Source organism: Rickettsia africae ESF-5, from assembly GCF_000023005.1.
Classification (GTDB): Bacteria; Pseudomonadota; Alphaproteobacteria; order Rickettsiales; family Rickettsiaceae; genus Rickettsia; species Rickettsia rickettsii.
This window is the reverse complement of record NC_012633.1, coordinates 986169-1005403: the sequence shown is the minus strand read 5'-3', so window position 1 is coordinate 1005403 and position 19235 is coordinate 986169. Positions and strand designations below refer to the sequence as shown.

The window sequence follows — 19235 nt, the reverse complement described above, 5'->3', positions numbered from 1 at the left end:
TTTACTTATCAGGAGTATATACATGACACGATAACAGGAAGACTGAAAGGAAGTGCAAGCAGAAACTTTTAGTAATATATGTTAATAATAATGATCCCTAACATGTGGGACTATTAACAGAATAAATTTTAAAGCTAATTAAATTTATTTTTACTGCAAATTATAAGGCTTTTTTAAAATAGGATTCACACTATTCCTTCAAAACTCTTATTCATTTTCGCTAAAAATTCTTTTTAATTATCAATTAAAATTATCTTGTTAACAGTCCCCTATCAATTTTAAAAATTAATTAAAATATTACTGATTAATTCCTAAAGCTTGTTTTTGAGTATCGGTAGTATTCTCCATTACCCACTTTTGGACATCAGGACTTAACATATTATACTGATCTGCTGTTAAACTAGCAACCCAAGCTTGTTGATCGTCAGTACTCATAGCTTGTATTTGGGTTGTTGTAACTGAAGCTGGGGCAGGCATTTGCATTGATGAAGCAAATACTGAGCTCGCGAAAGTTAGAATTAATAAAATCCTTAATAAATTTTTCATTTTGTAAACCTTTTTTGTTTTGTAATTGCGATTATAACAAAGTTACGGCAGCTTTCAAGCTAAATTCTATTAAACATTTAAATTTTTTATACTAAGGAACTTTTATTGTAACAAATATATCAATTATATACTTTATTGTCATTCCCGCGAAAGCGGGAATCCAGTAAAAAGCGTTCAGTATCATACCGTGGCTTGACCACGGGATCTTGTGTCACAGATTATGCCCTAAGATACCACGCTCAAGTCGTGGTATGACATTAAGGTTGACTGGATTCCTGCTTTTGCAGGAATGACATACCCCTTTATATTGTTAACTGCTCTCTGCAAATATTTCGATAAATTTCTGAGTTTTTAGATAAATCATTATGTGATCCTTCAGCGACTACTCCTCCTTTATCTATGACTAAAATATAATCAGCTGATTCTATACTACTAATTCGATGGGCAATTGATATAATAATGTTCCCTCTCATTATTTTTTTTATAGACTCTAGTAATTTCTGTTCGCTCATCGTATCTAAAGCACTCATTGCCTCATCAAGAAGCAAAATTTGCGGCATGCGTAGTAATGCTCTAGCAATAGCTATTCTTTGTTTCTGTCCTCCTGATAATCTAACCCCTCTTTCACCGATTTTAGCATTTATACCGTCATGAAGTTTAGCAGCAAATTCTTCTATTCCTGTAATTTTTATTATCTCATTTATTTCGTTGTCGCTTGCTTCATTATTACCGAATATAATATTTGATTTTATAGTGCCGGAAAAAATGCTAGCCTCTTGAGGAACATAGGCAATTAATTTACGAATTTCAGCAGGATTTAAAAGAGTTATATCTTGATTGTTAATAAGGATAGTGCCGTTTTCTTGCCGGTAAAAACGCAGCAGTAACTGTATCACAGTACTTTTTCCTGCACCTGATCTACCTACAATACCAAGAAACTTATTGGCATTTATCTTCAAAGACATATTATTAATAATCCTTAAATTAGGTCTTGAATGATAGGTAAAATCAACATTTTTGAATTCTATCGAGATTGGATCGGAATTATTTAATTCTAAATAATTATTATGTGCTATAGGTGTCTTATCTATAATTGTAATTATTCTCTCAAGGGCTGTAACAGGTAAATGCATTTCGCTTAGTAGCTCAAAAATACCGCCACAGCTAACTCCGGCGATAATCGCATAATAAATAAACGAGATAATTTGTCCCGCAGATAAATGACCTTTCACTATATCTGAAGCTCCGATCCAAACGACTAAAGTAATCGCAAGAAATATAACGGCTATTGAAATCGCAAAGAATAAAGCACGAATTTTTAAACGGGTTTTGCAGTATATTAAATAGTTTTGTAATTTAGTGTCAAAATCGGCAATTTTGTTTATTTGATGGTTAAAAGCATAAATAGCTCTAATATTATTAAAAGTTTCATCAATATCCGATGCTAAAAGTGACTTAGATTCTAGAGCTTTTTTAGATAAAACCTTAACATGCTTGCCGAATTTAATTAAAGGAATTAATAAGATAGGAATGGTAATAATTACTATAGAAGCGAGTTTAAAGCTTTCAAAAAACATTAATGTAATGCTGCCGATTAGCATCACCGAATTGCGAATAAAAAAAGATAAGAAATTAACGATGAGAGTAGATATTTGATCTATATCATTTGTTAGGCGTGAAATTATATCGCCGATTTTTAGTTCTTCAAACTCTTCAATTTCATAATTAATTAAATTACTATAAGCTTCTTTTCTTATTTGATTAACTGCCTTTTCAGCAACATTATTGATAAAATATGAACGAAAAAAACTAGCAATACTTAAGATGATAATTAATAAACAAATATATAATATAGATTTATCAACCGATGAAATATGGTCTTTGCTCAAGCCTTTATCAACTAAATTTCTAAAAACACTACCGATTAGTAATAATGAAGCTGATACGCTAAGTAAAGAGATCATAACGATGATCAAATCTTTTTTATAGAACCTTAGATATTTAGCTAGTCTATATAAAAGTTTGATATCCATAAGAAAAAAATGTCATTGCGAGTGACTGTAGGCGTTGTTGCATGGATGTCAAATCGTCATTGCAAGGAGCGAAGCGATGTGGCAATCCAGAAAATAACAAAAAAGTACTAATTTTAGCATTTTTTACTGGATTGCTTCGTCAATTACTTTGTAATTTTCTTCGCAATGATGATTTGGTAACCACACAACAATTCCAAAATATGGGGCGAGTGACGGGATTCGAACCCGCGACCCTCAGAACCACAACCTGATGCTCTAACCAACTGAGCTACACCCGCCATAAATTAACAACATAAATTTAGATTATTAGAAGGAGTTAGTCAAGAATATTTATTGTATTAACATATATTATTTGACTTATATATTATAACTATATATAGTTACAACATGAATCAGTATATAAAACTTATAAATAAAGAAAGCTAAACAAAAGCCTAAAGGATTCAGTTTCTCTGATTCATACTTTAATGACTAAGTGCGGTTGGGTTAAAGATAGGCAAAAAGGTAGCCATCAGATTTGGTACTTGCCCAAAGGAAATAGGTTATCTATTCACACTTTTGGAAATATGGAAAAAGAATATCAAGTTCAACCATTTTTAAACTTTGCAAAAGGAAATGAAGATGAAAACAAATGATACATTTGATGGGTTTACTATAGAACTTTTTAAAGATACGGATGGAGATTGGCTAGCAAGGTTTGAAGAGCTACCGAATGTATCAGCTTTTGGCAATTCGCCTGAAAAAGCACTGCAAGAATTACAACAAGCTTGGACTTTAATGAAAGAAAGTTATATAAGTCATAATCAATCTATCCCCTTAGCTCCGTCTAGGAAAGAGTATAGCGGACAGTTTAATGTTAGAGTAGATAAACGTGTGCATCGAGCTTTAGTACTTGAAGCACTTAGAGCAAAAATTAGTTTAAATGCTTTAGTATCTCAAAAATTAACTTTATCGGTAAAACAATGAAAAAAAAAGCAGTTATTTTATTAAGCGGTGGACCTGATTCTACTACGGTTCTTGAGATAGTGAGCAAAACAGATTATGAAATTTATGCTCTAAGTTTTAATTATCATAGACGCAATAGTCTGGAGGTCCAAAAAATCCAAGGATTAATTAAAGATTATAATGTAAAACAACATAGGGTTATTAATATTGATTTGCAGTCATTTATCGGTTCTGCATTGACTGATGATAATATAGATGTACCAAAATTTAAAAACACAGATCAATTACCAAGTGACATACCGGTTACTTATGTACCGGCACGTAATACAATATTTTTAAGCTACGCACTAGGAGTTGCTGAGGTTATAGGAGCTAGAGATATTTTTATTGGGGTACACACTAATGATTATACTAACTATCCTGATTGTCGTCCTGAATATATAAAATCTTTTGAAGCAATGGCAAATTTAGCAACTAGGGTAGGAGTAAATGGAGAAAAAATTACTATCCATGCTCCTTTAATAAATATGACCAAAGAGCAAATAATTAAAAAAGGGCTTGAGCTTGGAGTAGATTATAGTAAAACAATATCATGTTATGATCCAACAGAAGACGGTTTATCTTGTGGTCAATGTCTATCATGCATTGCACGACTTGATGCTTTTAAAAGGAATAATGTACAAGACCCGATTAAGTATGTATAATTATAGATATATACTCATAAAATTAATAATAAAATAATATGAAGTAAATTTGTATACAAGGTGGAAACCATTGTTCACCTTGTATACTCATTATTTAAAAATCTTCTGTATAATATGAATATGCAATATTTATATTATACAGAAAAATAGTTAGTATATATGATAAATAGAGGACATTTATATACCCCTTTTCCTGTGCTTGATTTAAACGATATAGTTTTACGAGAGTTAGCCGCAGAGGATGCACAAGATTATTTTAATTATATGAGTAAGCCGGAAATGGCTATTTATATAACTGATAGCAATAGGCCTAAAGACGTAGAAGAAGCCGGAGAGGAAATACGTTATTGGTCTAGTTTATATAAAAATCATAGAAGTTTTTATTGGGGAATTGCCATTAAAGACGATAATAAATTAATAGGTACTGCCGGTTTTAATATAATAAATCTAGAGCATCATAGAGCAGAAATAAGTTATGATCTAGATCCTAATTTTTGGGGTCAAGGTATGATGTTAAAATCTATAAAGAATATTTTAAAATTTGCTGATTATATTGGTATTATAAGAGTACAAGCAACAGTAATTACTGATAATTTTCGTTCAATTAATCTTCTTGAGAGATGCGGTTTTGCTAGGGAAGGAATTCTTAAAAAATACGAAATAGTTGCAAATGAGCATAAAGATTATTATATATACGCAAGAGTACTATAGTTAAGAATTGTTAAAATAAACATAAAAAAGAAAGTTAATGGTAGTAGAAGCTGATAAAAAAGCATTGATTTGTTCGTTTTGTAGTAAAAAACAACATGAAGTGAAAAAACTGATAGCAGGTCCTGCAGTATTTATTTGTGATGAATGTATAGATTTATGTACAGATATTATGAAAGAAGAAAATAAAGTTGCTTTAAAGCAAATTACTTCTTCAATTCCAACGCCGCAAAAAATATGTGGCATTCTAAATGATTATGTAGTTGGGCAAGATCAAGCGAAAAAGATTTTAGCAGTAGCGGTTTATAACCATTATAAGAGGCTTGAATATGTACAATCCGGCAATAATGACGTTGAGCTTAATAAGTCGAATATCTTACTGATCGGTCCTACCGGTTCAGGAAAAACTTTACTTGCTCAAACGCTTGCTAAAATTTTAGACGTACCTTTTACTATGGCGGATGCTACTTCTTTAACGGAAGCTGGGTATGTCGGTGAGGATGTTGAGAATATATTACTACGTTTATTGATAGCATCTGAGTTTAATATAGCAAAAGCACAAAAAGGTATAATTTATATTGACGAGGTTGATAAAATTGCCCGTAAATCGGAGAATCCTTCTATTACACGGGATGTATCGGGTGAAGGAGTACAGCAGGCATTACTTAAAATTATGGAAGGAACAGTTGCTTCCGTGCCTCCTCAAGGTGGTAGGAAACACCCACAACAAGATTTCGTACAGTTAGATACTTCAAATATCTTATTTATTTGTGGTGGTGCTTTTATGGGGATTGATAGCATTATAACCTCAAGAACTAATCATAGTTCTATAGGCTTTGCAGCTAACGTAAATATAGATAAAGAGAAAAATAATAGTGAGATTCTTAAATCCCTAGAGGTTGAGGATTTAACTAAATTCGGTTTAATTCCTGAATTTATCGGTAGATTACCTATCGTTACTACTTTAGATGAGTTAGACAAAGAAGCTTTAATTACAATTTTAACTAAGCCTAAGAACGCCATAGTAAAGCAATATCAGAAACAATTTGAGCTTGATGATGCTGAGCTTGTAATTGATTATTCAGCCTTAGAAACTATTGCCGAAAAAGCTCTAGCTAAAAAGACGGGAGCAAGAGGACTGCGTTCAATACTTGAGCATCTTTTGCTTGATAGTATGTATAAAGTTGCCGAGCTAAAAAAACAGCGTGTTACTATTACAAAAGAGGTAGTTAACGGCTTAGTCGAACCGATAATGACCTCTCTCATTTCTACAAAATCAAACAAAAAACAACCGATTATTGCAGATATACCGGCGTAAATATTATTGCTTCTCTATGTCATTCCCGCCTACGCGGGAATGACATAGAGAAGCATGCAACAAGATCTACGACTGCTCGCAATGATGGGTGGGTATCCACACAACAACGCCGGCTTGACCACGGGACAATACTAATTTAGTATAAAATTTATCCTAAACTAGTATATTATAGCGGTTTAAATACCATTAAGAAAAAAATAATACTCAAACTGATAAATACCGGCCAGCCTAGGTAGGATCATAATTTAAATAATTTATAATATTTTTCCGGTAGGGGAATTCGCGGTTTTAATGCTTCAAGTGCCATATTTCGTAGTGGAATTTGAATCCATACCACCAGAAGCCAACAACTACCGGCGATTATGTATCCGATATAAGTTAAGGTAAGCCATAAATCAAAATAATTATAGCCAAGCATATTTACTAATATTATGCCGCTAACCGGTTGAATTATCACAGTTGGAGTAGTAAAAAGAAGATCAGCTATTGTAGTGCGAGTTGCATATGCCGTTGCATTCAAATCACCGGTTTTATTTGCCCACCACATAAAAAAAAAGCAGTACCAAATAAAGTGGTAGAGCTAATAATATGCATAGTTTTTATAAAAAGATAATCCATTATTTATCTCGTTCTATTGCCATGAATACTAAAGTAAGTAATATTACTGGAATATTTTTAAATATCGGACCAAGCGGATCTAGCCACAATATTGGCTTAAGATATGTTAATAGTAGAGTATAAGCTAGTATTAATAAAATTTGTAAACTACATATCCTATTTATTTTATTTTTGATAATTAGTAGAATTCTAAGAATAATATCTGTAAAGCAGCTTCCATATAATATGTAAGGTGCTATTTGTTTATCAAATCCTAGTGATATTATAATTTGCATACTAGCATCATAAACAAAAATGCTTGAAATAATTCCTGTCATTATCCAAAATAGTCTTAAGACAATTTTTATTATAGGTTTTAAAAAATAAAGCCTAGCGTGCCATATGGATTGTACGGTTAAAGGTTCGGTTGCAAAACCTTGTTGAAAGTTTCTAGGGATTATAGAAGTAAAATCGATAAAATCTTTTTTATCAGCAATATTAGGTTGAAGTCACATATTATACGCAGTAGAATTAATGGGTCCTATTTTTAGACAATCCCCTAATTTAGCTGCTATTTTAATGAATATTAAAGGAATTTTTATTAGTCTTCCATGACTCCAAGCCATCTTCTGAATCCAAGCAAGATATCCTTCATATTCACTATGTCTGGTCCAACTATTTTTAATAATGTGTGGATTTTTCCTTCCCTTTCTATACAGTGAATAATTACTTTCGTTAAATCATCAATATGAATAGGTTGAAATTGTTGTAAACCATCACCTATTAAAGGAATAAAATAAGGTAATGTTGCAAGAGCCCTAAATAGCGAGGTACCACCATAACAACCGCTTGCGTAAACAAGAGACGGTTGTAAAATTATCCAGTCTATATTCCTAATTTTTGTACATATTCTTCAGCTGCTTTTTTAGTTAAAGCATAAGCAGTGTTTTTTTCATTATCTATTCCAAGAGCTGAAATATGAATAATTCTTTGTACGTTAGTAAGGGTGCAAGCCTTAAATAGAGCCTTTGGATCATTGACATGAACATTGCCAATATTATTGCATGACTAGACGTTAACACACCTGATACATTAATAACTATATCTATGTTATTTAATCTATTTATCCAGCTTTGTGGTGTTAGGTCTATATTAAAATCACAGTATATCACTTCTGCAGTAGGGAATTTTTCCTGGTCGATTCAACATCTCTAACACAGCATATTACTTTATAATTATTCTTTAATAATTCAGCTGTAATATATGATCCAATAAAGCCGTTAGCTCCTGTTACTAGTATTCTCATTATAATATAAACTATTCAGGTACTGATATTTTTTATATCATTAATCAGATCCTGTTGCCAATAGAAGATAAAAAAGGATATGTTATGTCCACAACTATTGTTTTTTTGGTTAAAAACTTTTATAATCCAATCCTCTTCTCGCTTATCATAAACTGGGGTTGCTCGTGTGTGACTTTAATGTTAAAATAATTAAAGATTATAAATGATTATATATAAAAGATTTGAATAAATATTAAGAGATGTTTATATTTTTAATATTTATTTAATTAAAATTATGAGTAACAAACTAGAAGTAATAATACAATATTATAATGATATATCAAATTTAGGCGTAAGATTATGGAAAACTACTACAGCACTTGCTAGTTTTAATTTAGGTGAGGTATGGAAAATATGGTTCTGTGATAAAAATTTTCAAGATCTACTGACACTAGATCAAAGTTTAATTTATACTCAATCTTTAGAAACAATGTTAAGTAAAGTAGCTGTTACCGGAAAGTATCAAGATAATAATATTGATCATTCTCAATGGAGCCATTGTTTTGAAGAGCTAAATAATTGAGATCATTTTTCTACAGAAGTTAATAGGAGTAGAAAACAAGAATATCATTGATGCTATGCTAGATGATATAGGGGATATAAATTCATTAGATTTTAGTACCCTAATTACTAAAGTCCAAATGTTTTTAAAAAATAATTTAGATCAATCTGAACACTTGATTAAAGCAGCCAAAGAAATCGATGCTATGGCATATCCTCTGACGAGAGAATATTTTTTATATCGCTATATAGCTAAAGCAATATTACTTACAAATAATTTAAATGTGCCTTCCTCGTATGAAAACGAGTTTAATATAGTAAAAAAAGCTCATTTAAATTTTGCAAATTATCTTAATTCATTAGAGCAAAGTCTTACTAGAATAGAAAAAGCTAGTGATAAGTATAATGAAGATCACAAAATTGCTTCTTGGTTAACCGAAAAATCAGCTTTAGTTAGTAATCATTCAGGTAAAATAGCAATTACTTATGTTTCTCTTATAGTGGGTGTAATTGCTTTACGTTCATATATAATTGACGAAAAGGATCCTTGGTATGAATTATGTGCTTTACCGACCACTAACCTTGCGATGTTACAAATTTTATTATCTTTCCCGGTACGGTCTTATCAAATAGACAAACTAAAGAGATGAATAATAATATGTTTCAAGCATTAGAAAATAACAATGACAATGCTGAAGATGTTAAATTTTTATTTGATCATACTCCAAGCTTTGCTAATGATGCCGTAAATACAACTGTGATTTGTTTTAGATATGCTGCTAATTTAGGGTTGCAGCCTATTGATTTATTAAATAATGATACTATTAATCGTATAATTGTATATACGGGCTTTACGATGGTATACAGTTGCAGGAGTAGTAGAAGAACAAAGTAAAGTTACAAATTTTATGCAAAATAAATTAATTAAATTTTTGCATGATAAAATTGTACCGGCTTTAATTGAGCATAAGCAATTTACAGCTGAAGAAATTAAACCATATTTTCAGTTACTATATAAACATTCCAAAACAGATAAGAATACGCAAATAAAACTTCAGGCAATATATAATAAACTTACCAATCAAGATATAGATTTTAACAATATTGAATCAGACATTAGTATCTATAATGGATGGAAGAGTACTGCTATATGTTCGGCAATAGCCACACTGATTTTGGATTATATCTGTTTTTATTTTTGTAATCCAGCATTAGAATTTTATGAAGATCCAATGTTTTATGCATCAACTTCTGTTAAATTCATGCGTCTTGCTTCTTTATATTAGTATCAACATATTATGGCAATAAAGTTATAGAAAATATCACCAACAAAACATTAACTAATGATGTGTTTTTTCAAAAGTTTTACTATAATGATACGGCAAGATTGACCCTAGCGATAGTACCTTTAATAATGTTTGAGTCTATTAAAGATTTAAAATTCTTAAGTTTTACAACTTTAATAGATGTTTTAACAACTGTTATATCGGATTTCAATGTCGGCAAGGCAATGAGTAGTGCAGGCAAGAATATTGCCAAGAAAACCGCTACTACCCTTACTTGGCTTAATAAGGTTACCTCAGGCACAAACGATGATACAGTTATTGATATTGATCCTACAGAAGAAGTACCATGCTTAGAGGTTTTGTGGACACTGCTAATTGATTTGCTATTTTGCAGCAAAAAATAGCCAAAATTAAATCTTTTTAGAAATGTCCACAAAACCTCTATTAAGGTTGTAAAATTTACGTTATTTAATGTGCTCTTCCCATTTCAAATATAATTGAATCTTCAGAATTAAGTGTTGCATATATTAAAAAAGGTGAGGTGACATAGGACTGCACTTCGCTATGCATAAAAGCTTGGTACATTATCAATCTCTAAAGTAAAGTTTTTGCTATATTCAAGAAGTTTTTGAGCAGCTTTTAAGTGTATCAAATAACCTGTAGTTGTATTAAAGTAACCACCATGACCTATCTTCTTTAAATACGGATTATTGTAAATATTATAAAATATTTTGTTTTTAGAATGTGACAAGGACAAATAAATTAAATCCCAGTCGGTAGGTAAATGCTTAAGTATTGTTAAAAATTTATTACGGAAATCGTCATTTAGTATAGCATCATCTTCTATTATTAGGGCATAAGGTATATTGTCTTTAACCATTTTAAGCCAAATTTCTCTATGGTTACAATAACAACCGAGTTCACCTGCCGTTAAAGTATGATTTAATATTTTGCTATCGGAATAATAATTTATATTTTCCGAAGGACAAAGTACAGTATAACCGTTATTAAGGGATAAAAGAGCAGGGTTATTTTTTACATCTAATCCGGTAAATCTTTTTCCCCCTGAATCTGTTATAGATAAATTATAACCGTTTCTTCAAGTGGAGCAAGAACCTATTTGATAAGTTTTTAAAAATATAAAAAGCAATGATAAACAAATAATTATAATTGATATTATAAAAATAGTTTTTAATTTGTATTTAATAGAGGTAATTTTTTTCTTAATTTTTCTTTTACTGCGATGTAATTATTTTCTGAAGCCGGTACAATCTTATTATTATATATCTTATAATATTTTTCATCATCTTTATCAACAGAAATAATATTATTATATAAATCTTCTTCTGAATAATCTTTAGCAAATATTACTGAATTAGGGTTTACATCTTTTATATAACTTTTATCTGCATAATATATAATAGGTACTGCTCCTGCTAAATAAGCTTGAAAAGGTTTTGCAGTAACATACCCCTCAGATGTTTTATTTTCAAAAGCAATAACAAATTTACATTTAGATAACCATTCACGAGTTTTTTCTTTTGGTATAATTGTAGATTCAGTATTTAAATATTTACTGCCGCTTACTACTTTTTTATACAGCGACAATTTATGAAAAAATCGATTTCTTGCTATGCAGTCGTCGTTCTCAGGATCTTCTATACCGTTAGAGACTAAGAAACAAGCAAAATACGTTTTGTTCCGATTGTATTTTGAGCGTTTATATTCAAGTACTGATGTCATTAGTACAATACATATAATATAAAGGTATTCTTATATAATTTGGATGATCTATATAATCAAAACCTATAGATATATCATAATTTTCTAGCTTTGGTCTAACCGATTCACCGGTAAAAAATATCTTTATACTATCGTTATTACTAATAGTTCTTTGACCAAAAACACTATCAATAATAAGGTCATAATTGTTATGATCTATAACAATTGTTTGTCCGTTTTCTTCAATGATTTCTTTTATCATCGGTAGCTCGTCTATTGTAAAGCCCGGCCAAATATTAATAAAACTCACTCTTATAGCATGTTTGTTTTCTTGTTTAGGAGCTTTAATCTTATATGCTTACACATAGTAACAATATGGCTATACAGATTATGGAAAGTTTTTTTAACATTTAAATTACCTATTACGAGAAAAATTTATTTATAATTTTTCTGCTATTTGTGGTGGATTTTCTGCTTCCACTTCAATAATCTCAGATTTAGAGGAAACGATTTGATAACGCTCTAAGGTAGCCGGCATGGCTTTATTCCCTGAATCAATACCGAGTTTTTGAATATTCTTTACTCTTGACATAAAATTACGATTAAACGAGGCAGCAAATTTATCGTAATTAGTAACCATATTATGCAGGTTATTACCGATCTTTTGAGAATAATCTGCCATAGTACCGATGGAGTTTAATAGCTTTCTCACTTCTTCAATGATTACCTTATAATTTTCTGAGCGGCGATGATCGGTAATTTGAAATTTTGCAAATGATAGCATATTCATAAGGCCGCTAGGTCCTACCGGAAAGATATTACAGCCCCAAGCTTTTTGTAAAAATTCAGGGTCGGCTGCAATAACTTTCTCAACTGCTTGTTCAGTCGGCAAAAACATTAAAGTAATAACATTGTTAAAGCTCTGATCCTTTTTGTTTAGATTAGTTAAAATATTTGCGGCATATTCTTTATTCGCCAAAGATTTTAAATGGTAATTCATAGTTTTATTAAGACTCATGTTATTATCTTGCTCGTTTACAAGAAACTTTGAAGCTTTAGAATCAATAACCATTAAATTACCGGAAGGAAGAAAAATGAGCGCATCAGGTCTTAGCTTCCCGCTATCTAATGTAGTTAGACCGTATTGCATAATGAAATCTAAATTAGGACGTAAGCCCGAAGATTTTAAGATATTCTCAAGGGTAATCTCAGCAAGTAGCCCCGCCCCGATCGGAGAAAGCAGAGACTGTTTTATCAAATCAACCGTACCTTTTGATTGCTCTATATCTTTATTTAATGCTCCCACCATCGTAATTAACCGTTCAAACTCACTATTAAATTTTCCTGAAGCAGTAGCGATATTTTTCTCGGCTAGCTCTCTTGCCGCCGTGTTTTCCATTTTATGTATCTCTATTAATTGTTTAGACAAATCTTGACCTAAATCAAATAACGCAGCTTTAGCCGATGAAAATGACTCTTCTCTTATTTTTTCTGAATCCTTAATAGTCTGTGTTTGATATTCTATTTTACACTGCAATTGCTCAATTTTCTGTAAATATCCTATCTTTTCTTGATTTAATAATTGGTTGTTATTGCTAATTTCTAGATTCTGTTCTGATAAAAATTGTAGCTGTGTCCTTAAGGCTTGAGTTTTTACATAAAACCAAATTATTAGCGCTAATAAAATAAGTAGAGTAGTTATAATAGTGGGTAATAAATAAGGCATAGAATGAAGCAAAGTTTAATGTTAAATAATACTAAAGTACCGCATAATTTGCACTAATTATTTGGGCATTGCCTAGAAAAGGTTGATATAGTCATTGTGAGTTACTGCAGGTGTTGTTGCATGGCTCGTTTTATGTCATGCCTGTGCAGGTCTTGTTGTGTGGACCGAAAAACCCGTTCGGTGTTATGCAGTGGCTTGACCACGATATCCAAAAACACAACTTAAAATACTAAAATTTTAATGTTTTAAACTGGATCCCGCGATCAAGTCGCGGGATGACAATTAGGAAACTGGTCCACGCAACAAAGCATTCTCGCTTTCGTGGGAATGACATCGGAAGGCTAAACTATAAAACAACTTTTTCTAGGTAATGCTCAATTTCAATACTACAAGTAAGACTATTTCGATATTAGCCTATAATATTTTTATAAACTTATAGAAATATTATAATGGATAGGTTATATAAAAAGCAAGTTGAAGAATATCTAACAAATTACGGTAAGCTTGTATTTATAAGCGGAGCAAGGCAAGTAGGAAAAACTACAATATCAAAACAAGTAATTAAGCCTAATCCTAATTCAATTTACCTAAATTGGGATTATCTAGAAGATAGAAATAAAATCTTAAACAAACACACCGAACTTTTTAAAAATCTACTTTCTACTATATCCGATAAGAAACCGTGCTTAATATTAGATGAAATTCATAAATATAAAGATTGGAAAAATCTTGTAAAAGGATTTTATGATAAATTCGGAGAAAATATTGAATTTATTATAACAGGTAGTGCCAAATTAAATATATATAAAAAAGGCGGTGATAGCCTAATGGGACGTTATATAAGTTTAACCGTGCATCCGTTATCGGTATCTGAAATAGCTAAAAATTTTGATAATGACATTGATTATATTAAAAAGCCCCAAAAATATCACTATAGATGAATGTGAAGCTTTAATAAATTTTGGAGGATTTACAGAAAGTTATTTAAAAGCAACTGCTAAATTTCATAGAATATGGAGTAATCAAAGGTTCGAGCAATTATTTAGAGAAGATGTAAGAAATACTGAAGATATCAACAATATTTGTGCGTTAGAATTACTTGTTAGCATTATAAATGAGTGAGTAGGCTCATTTATAAGCTATACAAACCTTGCTAACAAAGTTAGAGTTTCAGACCAAACAATAAGAAGATGGCTCTCTTTGCTAGAAAAGCATTATTATTGTTTTGCTATCAAACCTTGGTCTAAAAATGTTGTAAAAAGTTTGATAAAAGAGCCCCAAATTTACCTTTGGGATTGATCGCAAATAAAAGATATAGGAACGAGATTTGAAAATCTTGTAGCTTCTCACCTTTTAAAAGCCGTATATTTTTGAAACGAAACAGGGCTTGGTGATTTTGGTTTATACTATCTGCGTGATAAACAAAAACGTGAAGTCGATTTAGTAATAACAAAAGATAACCAACCGTGGATTTTAGTGGAAGCAAAAGTAAGTGACTCAACCGTTTCTTCAAGCTTAAAATATTTTCATGAATTACTTAACCCTGAGTTTAGTGTTCAAGTAATTCAAAATAAACAAGCTATTTCGGACTCTTGCTTTGATAAACCGGGTTTATGGGTAGTACCGGCTATTACTTTCTTATCTCAACTTGTTTGATATGAATTTTTGCAAAAAAGGTAACCTAGGCAAATGTAAATCATATGACTATTTCGTTGCTTATATCGAAATAGTCATTACCAATTCGACATTTAATGATAAGCTGTATCCTCGCACATACCACTAAATGTAGCTGAATTGACTATATTCACTTTATCTTCTAGCGGTCCGAGTGGCTGAGCTGGTTTTAACAATTCCGGCGTTAATATAAATTTAGTTTTTTTCTCGATATTCGATAAAAAAGGTAAGTGTAAGCTATGAGGGCTGTATATTATTGCATATTTATCCCATTCTAGATATTGTCTATTCAAATTCTCTTTATATTCAGATGGCCCATATACTTCTATACTACCAAATTTATATTTTTTTAAAGGATATAGCTCATAATCATAAAAAAAATCATTTGGATATTTATTACGCATACTTTGATTAAAATGAACAAATTTATCATTTTCTTTATGAAATACGAAAATATCTAAGCATCTTTCTCCGCAAATTACATAAATTTTATTATGTTTAACACGATATCCTAATTGTTCAAATTGCGGTAATATTTGTTGCAAACGTATTTCGTCTTCATGCATAATGCCGATATCTAAATCATCGTCAAAAGGAATTATGCCTTGATGTCTAACGGCTCCAAGCAGAGTGCCGCCGTCTATCCAATAATTAATATTATTTTTACCAAGTAGCTCATGAGTGTCTTTCATTAACTGATAAAGGGCAATAGCTTTTTTCTCACTAATCCTGTATTTTTTTACTTGTTCATCACTTAAGGTTACATATCGCCAATTATGTTCTAGTAGATAAGCATAACACAATATACCGACGAAAATAGTAAGGATTAAGCGTAAAATATTTTTAAAGAATAATATTGACTTTAATTTTATCACCTTGAATCTTAAATTACATTTCCCCTGCTGATATAATATTTTTTAATCTATATAAAACAACCGGTTATGACTTTTTTATCTCAATTTGTTTAAAAGTTTATTCTATCCTCTAAGGGACTAAAAGGCTGAGCCGGTTTTAACAATTCCGGCGTTAATATAAATTTAGTTTTTTTCTCGATATTCGATAAAAAAGGTAAATGTAAGCTATGGGGCTGCTCTATCACTGCATACTTATCCCATTCTGGATATTGCCTATTTAGATTTCCTATAGGATCAGTGGGACCGTAAACCTCTATACTACCGAATTTATATTTTTTTAAAGGATATAATTCATTATCATAAAATGAACTATTCGGATACTTATTTCGAACCGCTAAATTAGTATATATAAATTTGTTTTGTTCTTTATGAAAAATGAAAATATCTAAACAAGCTTTTTTGCATATATTATAAGCTCTTTTATAGGAAACAGTATAACCGAGTTGCTCAAATTGCGGTAATATTTGTTGCAAACGTATTTCGTCTTCATGCATAATGCCGATATCTAAATCATCGTCAAAAGGAATTATGCCTTGATGTCTAACGGCTCCAAGCAGAGTGCCGCCGTCTATCCAATAATTAATATTATTCTTACCAAGTAGCTCATGAGTGTCTTTCATTAACTGATAAAGGGCAATAGCTTTTTTCTCGCTAATCCTGTATTTTTTTACTTGTTCATCACTTAAGGTTACATATCGCCAGTCATGTTCTAATATATATAAGCATAAAAAAATATCCCGGCAAATATAATTAATATTAAACCTATAATATTTTTAAAGGATAATATTGACTTTAATTTTATCATCTTTCATCTCAAATTGTATTTCTTCTGCCGATGTGACGTTTTTTAAATCTTCTGCTAATTCTGCAGATAATACTATGCCGCTAACTTCAAGCAATTTTATTGGAGTTTTTATAGATAGATTCTTCTCAGCTTTGAATTTTCTGACGATATCTAGTATTTCAAGCAGCCCTTCTGCTCCTTTTGCATTGATTTCATAATTTAAGTCACTGTAATTAACCCAGCTACCTTTAACATGAATAGAATTTTCACTATATAATATTTGGTATAATTCTTCGGTAATATGCGGCATGAAAGGTGCAAATAGTTTCAGTAACGTTTGCATAACATGATATAAAGTTAATATGCTACTATATTGTCCTTGTGGATTTTTGTGTTCCTCATCATAGCTTCTTGTTTTGCTTATTTCTAAATAATTATCACACAATACCACCCAAAAGAATTTTTCCGTCAGATGCATAGCATTTGCATATTCGTAGTTTTGTAACTCATTTGTAGCTAGCTTAACTAATTCCACTAGCTTATTAACCATCCATTTATCAAACTCGTTAGTGATTTTTTCTTTAATATCGAGTAAACTCGCTTTTTTATCTTCACCTTTCAGTTTATCAAAATGTATAAAAACAAATTTAGCGGCATTCCATAGCTTGTTAACAAGCCTTTTGCCGTTTTTCATAACGTCTTCAGAATAGGTGGTATCAGCACCTAGCTTTGAATTTGCCGACCAATAACGTATCACGTCGGAACCATATTGTTCTAACAGTTTTTCAGGAACTAAAACATTGCCCTTAGATTTTGACATTTTACTTCGATCTTCAGCTAAACACCAACCGTTTACCATGATGTTTTTCCACGGCAAAGTATTTTGGTGTAAATGAGCTTTTAAAATAGTATAGAACGCCCAAGTTCTGATAATTTCATGTGCTTGAGGTCTTAAATCCATCGGAAATAATTTATCGTGCCTATCTTTATTAACAGCGAAATCGTCAGAAATCCCATGAGTAGAAAGTTGAGGCGAAACGGAACTTGTTGCCCAAGTATCCATTACGTCATAATCAGGTTCTACTTCTTCTTTACTATAACCCACAGGTAAATCTTTTAACGGATCGATAGGTAGCTGCGTAACATCGGCATATAAGATTTTTCCTTCCTCACCTACTCTTTTAGAGTACCAAACAGGGAAAGGCACACCAAAATAACGCTGCCTACTTATACACCAATCCCAACTAATGGCATTAATCCAATTCTCTAAACGAATCTTCATATTTTTAGGATGCCAATTTAACTCATTCGCTCTTTTAAGCAATTCTTCTTTATGTGATATAGTTTTAACGAACCATTGCGGTACAGTTAGTATCTCAAGAGGAGCACCTGACCTCTCGGCACATTTAACGGTATGAGTGATGTCTTCTTGTTTAATAAGCAACTCTTGTTCTTTTAAAATATCTATTATTTTTGTTCGAGCTTCTTTAATTTTCAACCCATCTATAGAAGTTTCATGTTGGAAGTCTATTGTACCTTTTTTAGTGATAATAGTTTTTAAAGGTAGATTATGCGTCTTCCACCAAGTAATATCCGTTTGATCACCAAACGTACAGCACATTACCAGTCCCGTGCCTTTATCTTGTCGTACTAAAGGGTCAGCAAGCAGTGGAACTTGCTCATTAAAAAGTGGGGTTATAGCTGATTTACCTGCTAGATGCTTATAACGTCCATCGTCAGGGTGATAAAATACGGCTACGCAAGCCGGTAATAACTCAGGTCTGGTAGTGGCTATAGTAAGCGGGTCTCCTTGCGCGGTTTTAAACGTAATATAATTCATGAAAGAGGTTTTTTCCTTATCCTCAATATCGGCTTGGGCAAGAGCTGTACCATCTACTGGATCCCATAAAATCGGTTGATTAGTACGATAAATTTCTTCTTTTTGTACTAAATCAAGAAAAGACATTTGTGATATTTTTCGTGATAACGGACTAATAGTTTGGTACTCTAAACTCCAATCAACCGATAAAGCTATTTGGTTAAATAGACTTCTAAACTTTTCTTCTTCACTTTCTACTACCTCTTCGCAAATTTTTATAAATTCAGATCGATCCATATTATAAGCTTTGATCTGTTTCTGCTTTTCAACAAGTCTCTCGGTCGGTAGCCCGTTATCGTCAAAACCCATAGGATAAAAGATATTTTTACCCATCATACGCTGAAAACGTACAATAAAGTCGGTTTGCGTATAGCTATAAACATGACCGATATGTAACTGCCCTGAAACTGTCGGAGGCGGAGTATCGATTACATAGGTTTCTTCTTTTGCAACGTTTGGATTATAAGCATAAATTTGTTTCTCTTGCCAAATTTGCTGCCACTTTTTTTCATTTTCGGTAAAATTATAATTTTTTGGAAATTCTTTCATAGAT

The 19235-nt window shown here is 31.4% G+C and carries 25 protein-coding genes, 1 tRNA gene and 1 pseudogene; 14 read left to right on the top strand and 13 right to left on the bottom strand.

Annotated elements, in window-relative coordinates:
- Positions 1-297: 297 nt before the first annotated feature.
- From RAF_RS05480 to RAF_RS05470, 3 genes are all read right to left on the bottom strand, one after another.
- Positions 298-546 carry a DUF2673 domain-containing protein gene (locus RAF_RS05480; protein WP_012719957.1) on the bottom strand — a complete coding sequence of 83 codons (249 nt, stop codon included), beginning with the start codon at positions 544-546 and terminating at the stop codon, positions 298-300.
- Between the two features lie 302 nt (positions 547-848).
- Entirely contained in the window at positions 849-2579 is a 1731-nt protein-coding gene (locus tag RAF_RS05475; protein WP_012719956.1) for an ABC transporter ATP-binding protein, read from the bottom strand.
- A 201-nt stretch (positions 2580-2780) separates the two neighbouring features.
- Positions 2781-2857, bottom strand: a tRNA-His gene (locus RAF_RS05470).
- A gap of 189 nt (positions 2858-3046) precedes the next feature.
- On the opposite strand from RAF_RS05470, the gene RAF_RS08205 reads away from it, so the two are divergent.
- From RAF_RS08205 to clpX, 5 genes are all read left to right on the top strand, one after another.
- On the top strand, positions 3047-3214 hold the full coding sequence (locus tag RAF_RS08205; protein WP_083762119.1) for a type II toxin-antitoxin system HicA family toxin: 168 nt from the start codon (positions 3047-3049) through the stop codon (positions 3212-3214).
- Positions 3201-3545 (top strand): type II toxin-antitoxin system HicB family antitoxin, encoded by a 345-nt coding sequence (locus RAF_RS05465; RefSeq protein WP_012151206.1) that lies wholly within the window; start codon positions 3201-3203, stop codon positions 3543-3545. The genes RAF_RS08205 and RAF_RS05465 overlap by 14 nt, the downstream gene beginning before the upstream one ends.
- Positions 3542-4228, top strand: coding sequence for a 7-cyano-7-deazaguanine synthase QueC (gene queC, locus RAF_RS05460; protein WP_012719954.1), 687 nt, complete (start codon positions 3542-3544; stop codon positions 4226-4228). Before RAF_RS05465 ends, queC begins: the two co-directional genes overlap by 4 nt.
- Before the next feature lie 159 nt (positions 4229-4387).
- Positions 4388-4939 carry a GNAT family N-acetyltransferase gene (locus RAF_RS05455; RefSeq protein ID WP_012719953.1) on the top strand — a complete coding sequence of 184 codons (552 nt, stop codon included), beginning with the start codon at positions 4388-4390 and terminating at the stop codon, positions 4937-4939.
- A gap of 37 nt (positions 4940-4976) precedes the next feature.
- Entirely contained in the window at positions 4977-6254 is a 1278-nt protein-coding gene (gene clpX / locus RAF_RS05450; RefSeq protein ID WP_012719952.1) for an ATP-dependent Clp protease ATP-binding subunit ClpX, read from the top strand.
- 238 nt (positions 6255-6492) lie between these two features.
- On the opposite strand, the gene RAF_RS05445 is transcribed toward clpX, so the two are convergent.
- From RAF_RS05445 to RAF_RS10075, 3 genes are all read right to left on the bottom strand, one after another.
- A complete protein-coding gene (locus RAF_RS05445; protein ID WP_004997675.1) occupies positions 6493-6801 on the bottom strand; it encodes a DUF2269 domain-containing protein in 309 nt (102 codons plus the stop codon).
- A 70-nt stretch (positions 6802-6871) separates the two neighbouring features.
- Positions 6872-7189 (bottom strand): DoxX-like family protein, encoded by a 318-nt coding sequence (locus tag RAF_RS05440; RefSeq protein ID WP_041471933.1) that lies wholly within the window; start codon positions 7187-7189, stop codon positions 6872-6874.
- Between the two features lie 830 nt (positions 7190-8019).
- A complete protein-coding gene (locus RAF_RS10075; protein WP_014273722.1) occupies positions 8020-8157 on the bottom strand; it encodes an NAD-dependent epimerase/dehydratase family protein in 138 nt (45 codons plus the stop codon).
- A 274-nt stretch (positions 8158-8431) separates the two neighbouring features.
- On the opposite strand from RAF_RS10075, the gene RAF_RS05435 reads away from it, so the two are divergent.
- The 5 genes from RAF_RS05435 to RAF_RS05415 all read left to right on the top strand — a co-directional run bounded on the left by RAF_RS05435 (position 8432) and on the right by RAF_RS05415 (position 10387).
- Positions 8432-8719 carry a hypothetical protein gene (locus RAF_RS05435; protein ID WP_049752713.1) on the top strand — a complete coding sequence of 96 codons (288 nt, stop codon included), beginning with the start codon at positions 8432-8434 and terminating at the stop codon, positions 8717-8719.
- Between the two features lie 55 nt (positions 8720-8774).
- Positions 8775-9347 carry a hypothetical protein gene (locus tag RAF_RS05430; RefSeq protein WP_041471932.1) on the top strand — a complete coding sequence of 191 codons (573 nt, stop codon included), beginning with the start codon at positions 8775-8777 and terminating at the stop codon, positions 9345-9347.
- The gene (locus tag RAF_RS09125) at positions 9344-9592 is read left to right on the top strand and encodes a hypothetical protein (protein ID WP_041471931.1); all 249 of its coding nucleotides are present in this window, start codon (positions 9344-9346) and stop codon (positions 9590-9592) included. Before RAF_RS05430 ends, RAF_RS09125 begins: the two co-directional genes overlap by 4 nt.
- Positions 9593-9605: 13 nt before the next feature.
- Positions 9606-9983: a hypothetical protein gene (locus RAF_RS05420; protein ID WP_234943885.1), complete on the top strand. Its 378-nt coding sequence runs from the start codon at positions 9606-9608 to the stop codon at positions 9981-9983.
- Between the two features lie 62 nt (positions 9984-10045).
- Positions 10046-10387 (top strand): hypothetical protein, encoded by a 342-nt coding sequence (locus tag RAF_RS05415; RefSeq protein WP_234943884.1) that lies wholly within the window; start codon positions 10046-10048, stop codon positions 10385-10387.
- A 158-nt stretch (positions 10388-10545) separates the two neighbouring features.
- On the opposite strand, the gene RAF_RS10070 is transcribed toward RAF_RS05415, so the two are convergent.
- The 4 genes from RAF_RS10070 to RAF_RS05395 all read right to left on the bottom strand — a co-directional run bounded on the left by RAF_RS10070 (position 10546) and on the right by RAF_RS05395 (position 13431).
- Positions 10546-10932: a glycosyltransferase family 25 protein gene (locus RAF_RS10070; RefSeq protein ID WP_234943946.1), complete on the bottom strand. Its 387-nt coding sequence runs from the start codon at positions 10930-10932 to the stop codon at positions 10546-10548.
- A 242-nt stretch (positions 10933-11174) separates the two neighbouring features.
- The gene (locus RAF_RS05405; RefSeq protein WP_041471928.1) at positions 11175-11726 is read right to left on the bottom strand and encodes a glycosyltransferase family 10 domain-containing protein; all 552 of its coding nucleotides are present in this window, start codon (positions 11724-11726) and stop codon (positions 11175-11177) included.
- Positions 11710-12000: a hypothetical protein gene (locus RAF_RS09045; RefSeq protein ID WP_041472039.1), complete on the bottom strand. Its 291-nt coding sequence runs from the start codon at positions 11998-12000 to the stop codon at positions 11710-11712. The genes RAF_RS05405 and RAF_RS09045 overlap by 17 nt, the downstream gene beginning before the upstream one ends.
- A gap of 144 nt (positions 12001-12144) precedes the next feature.
- Complete coding sequence (locus RAF_RS05395) at positions 12145-13431, bottom strand: DNA recombination protein RmuC (protein WP_012719950.1); 1287 nt, start codon at positions 13429-13431, stop codon at positions 12145-12147.
- Positions 13432-13880: 449 nt separating this feature from the next.
- Between RAF_RS05395 and RAF_RS10065 the strand changes: the two genes are divergently transcribed.
- The 4 genes from RAF_RS10065 to RAF_RS10055 all read left to right on the top strand — a co-directional run bounded on the left by RAF_RS10065 (position 13881) and on the right by RAF_RS10055 (position 15087).
- Positions 13881-14372 carry an ATP-binding protein gene (locus tag RAF_RS10065; protein ID WP_234943882.1) on the top strand — a complete coding sequence of 164 codons (492 nt, stop codon included), beginning with the start codon at positions 13881-13883 and terminating at the stop codon, positions 14370-14372.
- Positions 14332-14553 (top strand): hypothetical protein, encoded by a 222-nt coding sequence (locus tag RAF_RS10060; protein WP_234943881.1) that lies wholly within the window; start codon positions 14332-14334, stop codon positions 14551-14553. Before RAF_RS10065 ends, RAF_RS10060 begins: the two co-directional genes overlap by 41 nt.
- A 12-nt stretch (positions 14554-14565) precedes the next feature.
- Positions 14566-14730, top strand: a complete 165-nt coding sequence (locus RAF_RS10790; protein ID WP_410524344.1) for a DUF4143 domain-containing protein — start codon at positions 14566-14568, stop codon at positions 14728-14730.
- A 177-nt stretch (positions 14731-14907) separates the two neighbouring features.
- Complete coding sequence (locus tag RAF_RS10055) at positions 14908-15087, top strand: hypothetical protein (RefSeq protein WP_041471927.1); 180 nt, start codon at positions 14908-14910, stop codon at positions 15085-15087.
- 92 nt (positions 15088-15179) lie between these two features.
- Here the strand turns inward: RAF_RS10055 and RAF_RS05380 are convergent, their stop codons facing one another.
- The 3 genes and pseudogenes from RAF_RS05380 to RAF_RS05370 all read right to left on the bottom strand — a co-directional run bounded on the left by RAF_RS05380 (position 15180) and on the right by RAF_RS05370 (position 19231).
- A complete protein-coding gene (locus RAF_RS05380) occupies positions 15180-15980 on the bottom strand; it encodes a LicD family protein (RefSeq protein WP_004997690.1) in 801 nt (266 codons plus the stop codon).
- A gap of 89 nt (positions 15981-16069) precedes the next feature.
- Positions 16070-16824: pseudogene (locus RAF_RS05375) on the bottom strand (LicD family protein).
- On the bottom strand, positions 16793-19231 hold the full coding sequence (locus RAF_RS05370) for a valine--tRNA ligase (protein ID WP_012719948.1): 2439 nt from the start codon (positions 19229-19231) through the stop codon (positions 16793-16795). The pseudogene RAF_RS05375 and the gene RAF_RS05370 overlap by 32 nt, the downstream one beginning before the upstream one ends.
- Positions 19232-19235 lie beyond the last annotated feature (4 nt).